Source organism: Pseudarthrobacter quantipunctorum, assembly GCF_045291495.1.
Lineage (GTDB): Bacteria > Actinomycetota > Actinomycetes > Actinomycetales > Micrococcaceae > Arthrobacter > Arthrobacter quantipunctorum.
Genome location: NZ_CP148033.1, coordinates 870,003 through 882,847 on the forward strand (window position 1 = coordinate 870,003; position 12,845 = coordinate 882,847).

General features: G+C 65.7%; 9 protein-coding genes. 2 read left to right on the plus strand and 7 right to left on the minus strand.

The window, feature by feature from the left end:
* Window positions 1-5: 5 nt before the first annotated feature.
* The 3 genes from WHH00_RS03965 to WHH00_RS03975 all read right to left on the minus strand — a co-directional run bounded on the left by WHH00_RS03965 (window position 6) and on the right by WHH00_RS03975 (window position 5,106).
* A complete protein-coding gene (locus tag WHH00_RS03965) occupies window positions 6-2,543 on the minus strand; it encodes a polysaccharide pyruvyl transferase family protein (protein ID WP_406636725.1) in 2,538 nt (845 codons plus the stop codon).
* A gap of 295 nt (window positions 2,544-2,838) precedes the next feature.
* Window positions 2,839-4,641 (minus strand): S-layer homology domain-containing protein, encoded by a 1,803-nt coding sequence (locus WHH00_RS03970; protein WP_406636727.1) that lies wholly within the window; start codon window positions 4,639-4,641, stop codon window positions 2,839-2,841.
* 327 nt (window positions 4,642-4,968) lie between these two features.
* A complete protein-coding gene (locus tag WHH00_RS03975) occupies window positions 4,969-5,106 on the minus strand; it encodes a hypothetical protein (protein ID WP_406636729.1) in 138 nt (45 codons plus the stop codon).
* 340 nt (window positions 5,107-5,446) lie between these two features.
* Between WHH00_RS03975 and WHH00_RS03980 the strand changes: the two genes are divergently transcribed.
* Window positions 5,447-6,907, plus strand: coding sequence for a S8 family peptidase (locus WHH00_RS03980; RefSeq protein WP_406636731.1), 1,461 nt, complete (start codon window positions 5,447-5,449; stop codon window positions 6,905-6,907).
* Window positions 6,908-7,112: 205 nt separating this feature from the next.
* Here WHH00_RS03980 and WHH00_RS03985 read toward each other — a convergent pair whose 3' ends face one another.
* Together WHH00_RS03985 and WHH00_RS03990 are read right to left on the minus strand one after the other, a co-directional pair.
* Window positions 7,113-7,868 (minus strand): ANTAR domain-containing protein, encoded by a 756-nt coding sequence (locus tag WHH00_RS03985; RefSeq protein WP_406636733.1) that lies wholly within the window; start codon window positions 7,866-7,868, stop codon window positions 7,113-7,115.
* 136 nt (window positions 7,869-8,004) lie between these two features.
* Window positions 8,005-9,264: a glycoside hydrolase family 26 protein gene (locus WHH00_RS03990; RefSeq protein ID WP_406638488.1), complete on the minus strand. Its 1,260-nt coding sequence runs from the start codon at window positions 9,262-9,264 to the stop codon at window positions 8,005-8,007.
* 306 nt (window positions 9,265-9,570) lie between these two features.
* Here WHH00_RS03990 and WHH00_RS03995 point away from each other — a divergent pair, with 306 nt between their 5' ends.
* Window positions 9,571-9,816 (plus strand): hypothetical protein, encoded by a 246-nt coding sequence (locus WHH00_RS03995; RefSeq protein ID WP_406636735.1) that lies wholly within the window; start codon window positions 9,571-9,573, stop codon window positions 9,814-9,816.
* Between the two features lie 126 nt (window positions 9,817-9,942).
* Here WHH00_RS03995 and WHH00_RS04000 read toward each other — a convergent pair whose 3' ends face one another.
* Both WHH00_RS04000 and WHH00_RS04005 read right to left on the minus strand, forming a co-directional pair.
* Window positions 9,943-11,634, minus strand: coding sequence for an ATP-binding protein (locus WHH00_RS04000; protein WP_406636737.1), 1,692 nt, complete (start codon window positions 11,632-11,634; stop codon window positions 9,943-9,945).
* A 42-nt stretch (window positions 11,635-11,676) separates the two neighbouring features.
* A complete protein-coding gene (locus tag WHH00_RS04005; protein WP_406636739.1) occupies window positions 11,677-12,441 on the minus strand; it encodes an SDR family oxidoreductase in 765 nt (254 codons plus the stop codon).
* Window positions 12,442-12,845: the final 404 nt, after the last annotated feature.

Below are 12,845 nucleotides of genomic sequence, written 5' to 3' on the forward strand. Positions count from 1 at the left end.
ATTCGCTATCGGGATACCCGCGTTCTGAAGCGCTTGGCGGCTGCCGGCAAAGGCGTTCGGCTGAGCAGCTTCTGACCGGCTTGAGCGATCACGGCGACGCCCGCACCAAGGTGATCCGGCCGGGCTGCGGCCTGGTTCAGCTCGCCCTGCAGCCATTCGGTGTGCTGCGCGAGGTTACCGATGGCTATCTCGTTGCTGGCGTTCAGGCGGGCTGCTTCCTGGCTCTCGGCCTCTTCCACGATCAGTGCGGAGTTGTTGGTCACTGCGGGGATGGGGACAAGTGTTTCCGGCATGGATCCGGTGCTGAGGGCGGCGGCAACCGCATCCCACCAGCCCACGTGGAACGCTTTCAGTTCCCTGCCGTGCTGCTGGAGGTGGTCCCGGATCTCCGCCCGTTGTCCAATGACGGAGTTGACCCACTTGGCATCGTTGCCGTCCCCCAGGTGCCGCAGTGAACGGAGCAGCGGCTTCAGGCCCCAGCTTTCCAGCGCTCCACCGATCCGCGCCTCACCGTAATAGTCAACGGCAACGGGCAGGACAGGGACGCCGGCAGAAAGACCAAAAATAACCGGGTGGTAGCGGCTGGAGATTACCAGTTCTGCGTTGGCCGTCAGTGCTGCCGTCTCCTCGGCTGGCCTTTGCTCCAGCACCCTGATGTCCGGCGCCGTGCACAGACGTGCAATAGCGGCATGGCACTCCTGGTCCCCATCCCTGGCCCCGAAGGTGGAGACGTGGGGGAGAAGCAGGATGGGAAGCTGCAGATGCTCGTAGGCGAGGTCAAGAAGTCGGGCCATGTGCCGGTGGTAGTCGTCGCGCGGCATGGCGCCCGAGCCGGGGGCAAAGGTGGCAGCAATATAACCGGACGGCGGCAGTGCCGAGGCGTCCACGTCAACTCCCTCGGAGAAGAAAGCTGCATCGTCCAAAACCTGCACCGACTCCACATCCATGGATGTCAGCAGGTCATGCGTGTGCCGTTCACGGGAACCGACCACATTGCACAGGCGCAGGGCTTCGGCGGCTTCGTCACGGTCCGGTCCCGTGAGGACCGGTCCCACGGTTTGCCCTGACACCACCACCTTGAGGCCCATCGAGTGTGCCACCCGGATGGCGGCAAGGCGTTCAAAGAGGAGTCCGCCATATTGCGATGTGAGATTGCCTCCGCCGGCCAGGAGCAGGGTGCTGCAACCACTGAACGCCTCCTGGAAAGTGCGGACAACGTCCGCGGCACGTTCGGTGGCCGGGCCGCCGTCGAGAAGGTGTTTGACCTCCTGCAGGAGCTGGTGCCTTTCGAAGGGATTCCACGGGACCTCCGGCCTTGGGGCTGCGGGCACGCCATACAGGCCGGACGTCTGCCCGACGTCATGCGTCAGCACCACAAACTTTTCGTAGCCGCGTTTCCGGAGGGCCGCGATGGCCGCGTGCGTCATCGCCTCATCGCCCACATGGTATTCGTGCTGGCCGACGTCGCCAAGGATGGCAATGCGTTGTTGCTTACCCAGCGATACTGCGGAATGTACGACGGCGTGCTCCCGGGACGTGTGTAGCCCCAGCGACCGCTGGCGCTCTCCCCGTTCCCGCAGCCGCCGGCGGACCGAGCGGAGTGCACGGAGGGGCAGCGGCTGCGATGCGGCCCGCACGTTGCGTTGGATCTGTTCAACGTCCCCCATCAGCCGGGCCAATTGCTCGGTGCCCTCGGACTGCTGGCGGCTGATCTCGTCCAGCCGCTGATGAAGACGGCCGGTTTCCACCGCCAGAAGTTCACGCTGGTACAGGAGGGGGCCGAGGCCGAAGGCCTGGGCATGCTCGCGGACCAGCCGGTCCCGGACTTTCAGGGAATAGAGCTGGTGCTCGTCGGTGCGGGCTATGAAGCTGTTCGCCTCACTGCTGAGGGCGGCACGGCGCTGGTTCCAGAAGGCCAACGGCCGCCCTTTGATGAGGCCGATGTGGTGGTGCACAAGGAAACGGAGATGAAACTCCCAGTCGCCCACTACGGGAAGGTTTTCGTCGAATCCTCCCAGTTCGTTGTACACGGAACGGCGGAAGAGGAAGGAGATGGGGACGAACCGGTTGTAGTGGAGCAGATCCACCAAAGTTATGTCCCGGAGGTCCGGTTCGAAGGTGATGCGTTCTTCGACGTCCCGGCCCGCAGGGGTCAGGCGCTCGTAGACGATTTCTGTTTCAACGCTCACGCCTCCGTCACTGGGATGCTCTTCCAGGTAGGAAACAGTGGTGGCGAGGAACTCCGGAGCCCACTCATCGTCGTCGTCATGGACAGCTATGAACTCAGAGTCAACGGCCCGGATACCAAGGTTGGAAGCGGCTTCCATGCCCAGGCTGGCCTCGTTGTCCAGGCGCAGCAGCCTGTCTCCAATGCGGGACAGCCGCGGTTCCAGCGCGTCATCTACCTGTGCCCGGCTTCCGCCGTCATTAACAATGACGATTCGCCAATCGCTGAAGGTTTGGCCCAGGACGCTGTCCAAGGCCCGGCCGAGCAGTCGCCCCCGGTCTTTGGTGCGGATGATGACGGCGACGCGGGAACGCAAGGTGAAGTCTCCTTGAATGACGTGCAGATTCTACGGGCGCTGGACGTGACGGCAGGCGGGTATATCAGGCTTGCCGTCAACGCAGCTGGAGTGTCCCGGCAAGGATCCGCACGCAATACGGTCGTTTGTTCTAATCGAGCCGAGGCACACTTACATAGTAGAGGCACGCAGCATGCAACACCTGTCCGCGCCCCGCCGTGCGCAGCCGTTTGTAGGGGCCCGCACACAGCTGCTCCCCGAAACTCGAACGGATATCCGTCCAAATTCCGGGGAGCAGACTGCTGTGGGAATTGCCCTAGATGAAGTCCAGCTTTTCATTGAACCGGTACATGAATGCTGCCATAGCATCACGGTTTACCGGTTCCAGGGCCCGGTAGGTCTTGCTGCCGTCATCTTCAGTCCACCCCGTGGAGATTTCCTGGGCGGCCAGCCACGTGATCTCCTTGTAGAACGCTGTGCCGGGAAGAACGTCGCTGAAGGGCGACGCGACGGGCGGAGTAAAGGCAGGCTCGCCGGCAAGGCGGTACATGAATGCTGCCATCGCATCACGGTTCACTGCCGCAAGGGGCCGGAACGTCCGGATGCCGTTGCCCTCATCCCACCCGGTCGAGATCTCCTGGGCGGCCAGCCAATTGATCTCCTTGTAATACGCGGTCCCCGGAGGAACGTCACTGAAGGGCGACACTACCGGCGGAGTATAGGCAGGCTCGCCGGCAAGGCGGTACATGAATGCTGCCATCGCATCACGGTTAACCGGCTCAAGTGCCCGATACGTCCTGCTGCCGTCCTCTTCTGCCCAGCCCGTGGATATCTCATTCTCGAAGAGCCAGCAGATTTCCTTGTAGAACTGTTGAGTTGTCACCACATCAGCAAACGGTGAAGCTGCAGGCGGCACGTACTCGCCTTCGTCGTCGCCATTACCATCAATGCCAAAGTCGGCGAACCAGTAGCGCTGGTCATCGTTGTCGCTGGCCAGGATCACCATGCCGCTCTTGCTGGTGACAGGGTGCTTGCTGGTGGTCACGTTGTTGACGCTGGGGGTGGAGTCCTGGATAACGGGGTCGCCGCGGCCGGCGGTGAAAACGGGGTTGTCCAGGGAAGCAGTCTTTTGGTAGATGGCCCCTGAGACCCCGCTGTAAGGGCAGCCCGTCACTGTTGTTGCCGGACCCGTCTGGAAGGCATGGATCTTGTTGTTTTCCGGGTCAAGCACAATCTGCGGACGGGTGTGGCAGTCGCCGATCGTTGAGATCGTGTACTTGTCGAATGCTCCTGTGGCTGGCTTGAACACCAGCAGCTGCAGCTGCGGGTCCGACTTCTTTGCCGTGGAGTTCATATCAAAGCTCGTCTTGACCGCAGCAAAGACGCGGCCGCTGGTGTCCGCCTGAAGTGACTTGATGTTCAGGTGGTCGTCAGCCTGGTTCGGTCCGCGGACGGCGGACTGCACGTTCCAGGAAGTGGCAGCCTGGCCGTCGGTGCGGCTGGCCCACCAGACCGAACCGGTTGTGTGGTCAGACCACATGACCCCGATTTTGTTCTTGCCGAAGGCCACAAGGGACGAGATGTCATCCGGAGCCACGCTTGCGCTTTCGCCGGTAAGGGCTTGCGGCGTGCCCCACGAGGTGCCGCCCGCGGCCGAGTTGTTAACCATCACTTTGCTGGTATAGCCGCCGGTTGTTGCGCCCGAGACCTGGGTCCAGGTGGCCCAGATTGCGCCGGTGCTGTCCTTGTCGATGGTCATCGATTCACTGCTGTTTCTGGTGATCTCGGTGGGGAAACCACTGCTCCGCGTGTATTTTCCGTTGGCATAGCTGTAGCGGTACAGCTTCGCCGGGGAGTCCGGGCGTGACGCCTTTGGCCCGTCCTCGGTGGAAATGGTGACCACGTGGTGGGCTATGAAGAGGTGGGTGCCATCCCAGAGGGTGTCCGCCGATGTGTTGGCACGGCTGTCCACCCCCACCCCCGTGTCCACCCACTGCTTGGCGGCCCGGTCCAGCTTGTGGATGCGCCAACCTCCTGACGTCCACATGTCCGCCCACCAGGAGCCGTCGTTCCACCACACCTTGCTCTGCGGCTTGTCAGCGGTGGGGGGATTTGCCACGCCTGTGTAATTGAAGCCGGCGGTGCCATGGATTGGCGCTGGTGGCGGCGGTGGTGGTGGTGGCACCGTGGCGCTCGCAGGTCCCCCCATGGCTGCTCCAAGCCCGGTGAGGACAAGGACTGTTGCCAGCCCCTGGCTCAGGGCTCGTCTGATCGATTTCTTCACGGTTCTCCTTAAACGTTCCGCCCCAACGCTGTCGCGTCCAGGTCCCTGAGGAAGCTGGTGCCCCCAATGATTTATTAACCTCTTGTGCAACACGTGCCGCCCGAGTACCCGTTACTCACCTTTGCCAGGTAGGGCACGGAGATCGCGCGTCCGGTACTCACGTCAGAGCGCCGGAACGCCGTGGGATTTCCACGGCGTGGCAGGCATGTGGGTTTCGGCGGAAACGCCCTGTTGCGGGCACTCGGCACAACGTGCGCTGGCAACAAGCGTGCCGGCGTCGTCCTTGTGAAAGTGAGTCACGTGGTGGGTGGTCCTGCCGCATGCGGGGCAGAAGCTCTGGCTCTGTTTGGTCCACATGGAGGAATCCTAAGGAGCGGCGCTCCCCAACAAAGCCAAAACGTTTGAAATATGTGGTTGCCCGCAGGGAATATGTGCCAATCCCCGTCCGCACCGATCTGGGGCTGGATGGCGCAGGCGGATCGAGCCGCACTGCCGAAAACGCGTTCCATATACCCGGGTCCGGGATATTTGCCGCTGCCCCTTCATCCCTCTCCTGCTTGTGGCTAGAATCGGGGCGGGGGTGAGTTGTCCGCGCGCCGGCACCCAGCGCTTGGCGCCTGTCCTTGAAGGATGTCCGCCAATGACCCACCGCTTCAGCCCCCGCACCGTCGTCGCCATTGCTTTGGCTGCCGTCCTGGCGAATACAACCCTGGCCCTTCCCGCCCGGGCCGACGGCGGACTGGACAACATCCGGCCAACCCCGCCGCGGGCGGCGCCCGCTGCGTCCCCCGCCACCGACCAGTTCATTGTGGGGATCCACGGCGGCCCCGGCATCGGGTCCGAGGCGGCTGCAACCTCCGAGGCCGCGCGCATGGCTGCGGGCAGGGTGGGCATCGCTGCCCAAAACGTCAAAGGCACCGCTGCCGGAGCGCAGGTGGTGAAGACCAGCCGGCCCCTTCCCGGTGCCGAAGCCGAGGCGTTCCTGGCTGCACTGCGGTCAGCCCCGGGCGTGGCCTACGCCGAGCCGGACATCAGAATGTACCCGGCCTCCGAGGTTCCCAGCGATGCCGAGGCTCCCAACGATCCCGGATACCCGGCCCAGTGGAACCTGTGGGACCGCGCCGCCGGCATCCGGATCCCCGGCGCCTGGAAGGTGAACCGCGGTGAGGGGACCGTAGTGGCGGTGGTGGACACGGGAATCACCAGCCACTCTGAGCTGGACTCCCAGGTGCTGCCGGGCTACGACATGATCATTGATGCCGCCTCAGCCCGGGACGGCGACGGGCGTGACGCCAATCCGCAGGACGAGGGGGACTGGTTTACCGCGGAACTGTGCGGGATGGGCGGAGAGGACGGGATGTCTTCATGGCACGGAACACACGTTGCGGGAACCATCGCCGCGGTGGCCAACAACAATGACGGGATCGCGGGAGTGGCACCCGAAGCCCGGCTGCTTCCCGTTCGCGCCCTCGGCGCCTGCGGCGGCTACGAGTCCGACGTCGCAGACTCCATCGTTTGGGCCGCAGGCGGGCAGGTGGCCGGGCTGCCGGTCAACCCCAACCCAGCCCGTGTGATCAACCTCAGCGTTGGCGGTGACGGACCCTGCTCCGCCATGATGCAGAACGCCATCAATGCCGCCAACAAGGCCGGTGCCGCCGTGGTGGTTGCCGCCGGCAACGCGAACCGCCCGGCCTCCGGCATGAGCCCGGCAAACTGCAAGAAGGTGATCACGGTGGCTGCCGCCGGACCCACCGGTGCCCGCGCGTCCTACTCAAACTACGGCGATGACGTGGACGTGACGGCACCGGGCGGCGACATCACCAGCCAGTTCACCGAAGGCATCCTCTCCACCTCGAACTTCGGCGCCACGACTCCCGGGCTTGAGGCCTATGCCTTCATGCAGGGCACGTCCATGGCAACCCCCCACGTGGCTGGAATCGCCGCCCTGCTCATGTCCGAAAAGGGCAGCAGCTACACGCCCAAGATGGTGGAGGAGCGCCTGGAGTCAACAGCCCGCCGGCTGCCTGTTGACTGCCCCGAGGACTGTGGCCATGGACTGGTGGACGCCGCCAAGGCGCTGGACTTTGGCGATGACGACTAGGAAGCCCGCCGATGCGGGCCGGGGGACACAACGCTGGTGACCCGTTAGGCGCGGGCCGGCGCAACTGTCGGACTGCCGAGCGTCCCCGTGATGGCCAGTGCCGGGCGGACCTATGGTGCGCGGCGGCAACTTCCGGGGGAGGGCAGTCGGCGCAGCGTGCGCTGGCAAGCAGCGTGCCGGCGTCGTCCTTGTGAAGCGGCCGGGTTCAAAGTGGCTGTGCCAGGCCCGGCGTTTCGGGCCGGGCAGCAGGGGTGCCGGCGCCCACTGACTTGACCACGTTCTCGGCAACGCTGCGCACCTTCAGGTTCCGCTGGCGTGAGGCACCCGCCAGCTTGCTGAAAGCCTCGGCGTAGGTACAGCTGTTCTGTGCCATGATCACTCCGCAGGCCACATCGATGGACGTGCGGCCCTCCAGCACGTTCTTCAGGTTGTCCCCGGCGGACCGGACGCTGCGCACCTCAAGCGCCAGCCGCAGGCTCTGGGCTGCCACTTCGGCGAACCACCGGGCCTCCGCCACCAGGTTCGGGGTGAGTCCGGTGCTGCCGCGGACCAGGAACAGCAGCGCGCAGGACATGCGGTCCTCCAGCCCCAGCGGGACGGCCAGCGCTGCGCCGAATCCGGAAGCCGAGAGCCGCCGTCGGTATGCCTGCCACCTGGTTGGTGCCGTGCGGTCAACCTTCAGCAGTTCCGCCGCACTCACGGCATGGGCCAGGGGCCCGCCGCCGTTCCTGTCCTCGGAGGACGCCAGGGCTGCGGCAGCGGGGCTGTTTCCGGCCCTGACGGGAGGGCCTCCCGCCCGCATCAGCAGCGCAGCGCAGTCCGCGGATCCACCGAGGGCCAGCGCACCGGCCTCGGCCAGCCGCTGCACCAGATCCTGGTCAGTCTCCGTACCTGTGATGAGGTCCAGCAGGAACCCCCGGCGTTCTGTCCGCACGGTTCCGGCCGCCGGTTGTACTGCCACGCTTCTGCCCCCGTAAGCCTCAGTCCCGCCCCGCACCCTCGCGGGCTTTCCCCGAATCTACGAGTACAGCCCGCGGAGGGCACGAGTAGCCGGTACTCTACTTTTCCGGAGCGGGGCGGGGACCACTTGTTTTTGGTTACCTGCGGGCAGCGAGTGCTTGCTTGAAGGCGTTGGCGGCCGAGGTGCTGCTGTTGATCCGCCAGTCGGTTTCCTTGTTGTAGTGGAACCAGGTCACGGCCGTGATGTCCGGCTGGGCGGCAAGGTAGCTGAACAGCGACGTGATCCAGTCTGCCTTGTTGCCGCCCTGTTCGGCTGAGGATGTTTCGGCGATCAGGATCTGCTTGCCCGGGGCGAGTGTCCGGAGCTGGGACAGGCCGTCGCCGAAGAGCTGCGACGGGGATACCCAGGAGCTCCACGAGGCGGAGGTGCCCCAGTTGTAGCCGTCCAGTGCAACGGCGTCCACATATCCCGCGCCGGGGTACAGGCCGGCCAGCGGCACCGATCCCCAGTACGGAACGTTGGGGTTCCACACCCAGGTGACGTTGGTGGCACCGGCCGCCGTCACCACGCCGTGCACGTGCTGCCACGCGGCCACATAGTCCCCGGAACCGTTGCCGTTGACCTGCTCCGACCACGGGTACCAGTTGCCGTTCATCTCGTGCCCGAACCGCAGCATCACCGGGTGTCCCCAGGCGGCCAGCGACTGCCCCCACTGGCGCAGGTAGGGATCAAAGTCCCCGGCGGTGATCCGGTCCAGGGAGTACGTGGGCTGCGCTGTTCCGCCGCCCCACGCCCACGGTTCCCAGGTCAGCAGGGTGAGTGCGCCGCGGGCCCGGACAGCCTCCAGTTCCGTGATGGGAGGGGCCTGGTTGAAGTCCTTGTAGGACAGGATGATGGACGGCGCCTCGCCGGCCAGGGCGGTGACCTCGTCCAGTTCGGCCGCTGCGAGCGGGCCGCCGGGAGTGCCGGCGCCGAAGCGCAGGGTTGCGGGGGCGGGCGGCGCCGGGCTTGCGGGCGCGGGAGCCGGTGCCGGCTCGGCAACAGGCTCCTCTTCGACGATGGAGGGGGAGCTGTACGTGAGGGTGAATGCTGCCGTGGCACCCGCCGTCGCCGTTGCGGCCCGGACGGTGACGGCGGGGTCGGCTGATTCGGGGATGACCAGCTCGGCCGTGAAGTAGCCGGAAGCGCTGGTTTTGAAAGGGGCGCTGTTGGTTCCCGCGCTGACCGTGCCCGTGGTCTTCTTGGGGAACCCCGTTCCGGTGACCGTCACGGAGGTGCCGGCAGGGCCGGTGTTCGGGCTGAGGGTGATGGCGGCCATCGCGGCGTGCGCCGGGGCCGCGCCGGCGGGCAGTGCCCAGGCAAGCAGCACGGCGAAACACAGGATGTATCTGAACAGCTTCACTGGACCTCCAGGTGGTGTGCTGCCGCACTTTGGATGGAAAGAGCGACGGCGGGGGCGGGCACGCTAAGGGGAGGAGACCGGAGTGATCCCCCTTTTCAAGTCTGGGGGCGGCCGGGGCGGTGCAGCGGAGATTCCGGCGCAGGATCCGCCTAGTTTTGGCCCAGCTTTGGCGCAAGGCGCGTCCCCCAGCCCGTGTGGGGAACCCCGTGTGCAGTACGCACGGAGGTACCTGCAGGGCGCGTAACCTCAAGCCGGGAAAACAGGTAGCGTCCTCCGGCAGTTCCGCGCCTAAGCTTGACCATGGATGCGATTCCGTCACTGGTCCTGGTCTTCGGTGTCGCTTTTGTCTGGCTGGGCTTGACGGTAATCGTCCTCCTCCGGTTACGCCGCCGCCGGCGGGGATCGTCGCTGGTGGCCACCGCCACCCCCGCCCCTGCCACCGGCCGCGCCGGGAGCCATGCGCGCAAGCACTGGCGCCTGGCCCACCCGCTCACGGGCAGCGCCCCGGCAGGACGGCACCGGGGGATCAGGAAGCTTCGCGGGTAGCCTGTTCCCGCCACACTCCCTCAACATCTTTGCTGTCCGACTGCGGCGTCCGGTGCCGAGGTCCCTGTTGCGCGGGGTCGTGCTGCGTGGTGACGTGCTGCTTGCGCGTTGCTGGCGCGCGGTGTCTTAGCGCGTGCCCTGCTTCCGGGCTGGGTGCTCTTGGGCGACGGCGAAGGAGGGGGAAGCGTCAGCCTCCGGAAGGGTCAGGACCGCTGTGGTTCCCTTTCCGGGGCTGCTGGTCAGGGTGATGGTTCCGCGGTGATTTTCGACGATAGATTTGGTGATTGCCAGCCCCAGCCCCGCACCGGGAATGGCGGAGGAGTGTGCATTGGCAGCCCGGAAGAAGCTGGTATAGGCCTGGCCCAGTTCGTCGCCGGTCATGCCGATCCCGGTGTCGGTGACTTCGCACCTGAGGTTCTGTCCTGTGGCGCAGATCCGGACGGTAACCCTTCCGCCCTCCGGTGTGTACTTGATGGCATTCGAGACCAGGTTGTCGATGGCCTGGCCAAGGCGGTCAGGATCGAACCGTCCGGTGGCAGGACCTGCCGACTCCAGTTCAAGGGTGATGCCGGCGGCCACGGCGTGCGGCTGTGCAGCCTGGATGCTGGTGGCGGCAACGTTGGTAAGGTCCGCCGGACGGGGAGCGATGGTCAGCGATCCGGATGCGATGGTCAGCAAGTCACCGACGAGGGTCAGCAGCCGCCCGGCATTGCGTTTGGCGACCTTCAGGCACTCTTCCAGGCCGGGTTCAAGATCTTCTTCGTCCAGGGCCAGATCCAGGTAACCCAGGATGGACGTCAGCGGCGTCCTCAGCTCGTGGGAGACGCTGGCCAGGAATTCGTCCTTGGCGGAAAGCGCCGTCACCAGGGCTGTGACATCCGTAAAGGCCAGGACCGCGCCTGAATGCCCTCCGGTGGAAGTCCCGATGAGCCGGCAGGTCACGGAGTAGGCGCGCTGGGCGGTTCCGCTGCCAACCCAGACCAGCTCGTCGGTGAAGGATTCACCCCGGGCAGCGCGTGTGCGGGGATGCCGTTCAGGGGGAAGCCGCTGTTTCCTGTCCACACCGTAGACGGGCATGTCCGTCACGTTCCCGGAAGTCGCTTCGCCGCCGATGGCCTCCGCGAGGCGGCTGCCGAGATGCCGGTTCACCAGTACAGCCTGGCCCTGGCTGTCGAGGGCGCATACACCCACGCTGACGGTGTCCATCACGGTGTTCAGCAGCTGTTCGCGGTCCTCGCTGGCCGCCAGCAGGTCCCGGAGGTCAGCTTCCTGCTTGGCCAGGAGGCGCCGCTGGGTGACGATACCGTTGGCAACGCCGTAGGCCGTGAGCGCGACGGCCCCCAGGATGACCGGCAGGAGCACCACCCGGATGAGGGAGGCACTGGTAAATCCGGTGCCGAGGATTACCGGCGGAAGTGCCACGCTGAGGACGGTGGCCAGGACGGCCAGGACAACACCGGCGTGGCGCAGCCCCACGGCCAGCCAGGCCACCGGAAAAACGAGCAGGAAGCTCAGGACGGTGAGGTGTTGCCCGCCTGATTCGCGGGACAGCCCGATAGCCAGGCAGTCCAAAAACGGAATCAGGAAGACGGCCCAGGCGGGAAGGCGTTCCCATGGCACTACGGCGCTGGCTGCAAGCAGCATCAGGTGTGCTGCCAGGCTGTAAAGGAACGGCTCCGACCACTCGAACCCGGGGTGCAGGAGCGCCACCAGGACGGTCACCAGCAGCACTGTGACGGACAGCGGAAGCTGGAACAGCACTGTCCGCCCGCGCGGCCCCAAGGTCCGGAAGTACCGGTCTGTCGATTCGAAAAGCATGGTTCCCCCTAAACCACTGGCCAGTCTGGCGCGTGAACCCCGTTAGTGATTCCGGCCGCCGTCGGCATCGCGTGTTTCCAGCCATTCGCTGAACGTCTGGCGTCCGACGGCGGCACCCGGCGCCGGGATCAGGGCGCCGCTGCGCATGGCCTTGCCCATGGAACCGGGGAGCACTGCCTCAAGGATCTTTTTGCGCTGGCCGGTCCTGGCGAGATAGGCGCGGACCAGGTCCGCGAGTTGTTCGGTCCGCGGACCGCCCAGGTCTGTGATCCTTCCCTGCGGTCCTGCCTCCGCCGCGGCGACGAGTGCCTCCGCCACTTCCCGGGCAGCCACGGGCTGGGTGAACATTTTGGGAACGTTCACCAGCGGACCCACGGTCCCGATCTTCACCGCCAGCGGCACGAACTCATGGAATTGCGTGGAGCGCAGCAGGGTCCACGGGATGCCGCCGTGCCGGACCTCGTCCTCCTGCACCAGCTTCCCGGCGTAGAGGCCGGAGGTTGAGCCGTCGATCCCCACAATGGAGAGGGCCACGTGGTGCTTCACCCCCGCCTGCTTTTCCGCTGCCAGCAGGTTCTGGGTGGCGTTGGTGAAGAAGTCCACGGCCTTTTTGGTGGACGTGGTCTGGATGCCGGAGACGTCGATGACTGCCTCCACACCCTGCAGGGCCTGGGCAAGGCCCCGGCCGTTCACCAGGTCCACGCCGTCGGCCCGGCTCATGCTCGAGACCTCATGGCCGCGTGCTTCTGCCACCTCCACCACGTGGCGGCCAACAGTACCGGTTCCCCCTGCTACGGCAATCCTCATGCAGCAAATCTTATGCCCGGCAGGGGCAGGTGCGTCAGCGGCTGGATGGATGCAATGCCTGAACCGCGCCAGGGGGTGGCCGTGGGCCCCTTACTTTCCAATGCCAAATTCCCATGTCTAGGCCCGTGCCTATGCCTGTGCGAAGCCCGTTGCCAGGTGCCCGGGCCGATGGCGGGAGCGAGGGGGAGGGCCGGCGGCTATTTGCTGAACCACGCTGTTCCGCCGCCTCCGCCGCCGGCCCTGGCCTGTTGCCGGGCCCAGACCCCAGCTGCTGCTGCCTTATGTTTCAGGCCCCTCGCACACCAGTGTGCGGTGGAGGGATCAAGGACCGGCGAGGATTGCCTCAAGATCAGCCAAGGACCGGCTGGACCGATCCACCGGTTCCCACGGGGCGGTCCCTACGT

Coding starts and splice junctions, on each gene's coding strand:
- WHH00_RS03980 (WP_406636731.1), top strand. CDS start 5,447: ATGACCCACCGCTTCAGCCCCCGCACCGTCGTCGCCATTGCTTTGGCT.
- WHH00_RS03995 (WP_406636735.1), top strand. CDS start 9,571: ATGGATGCGATTCCGTCACTGGTCCTGGTCTTCGGTGTCGCTTTTGTC.
- WHH00_RS04000 (WP_406636737.1), bottom strand. CDS start 11,634: ATGCTTTTCGAATCGACAGACCGGTACTTCCGGACCTTGGGGCCGCGC.
- WHH00_RS04005 (WP_406636739.1), bottom strand. CDS start 12,441: ATGAGGATTGCCGTAGCAGGGGGAACCGGTACTGTTGGCCGCCACGTG.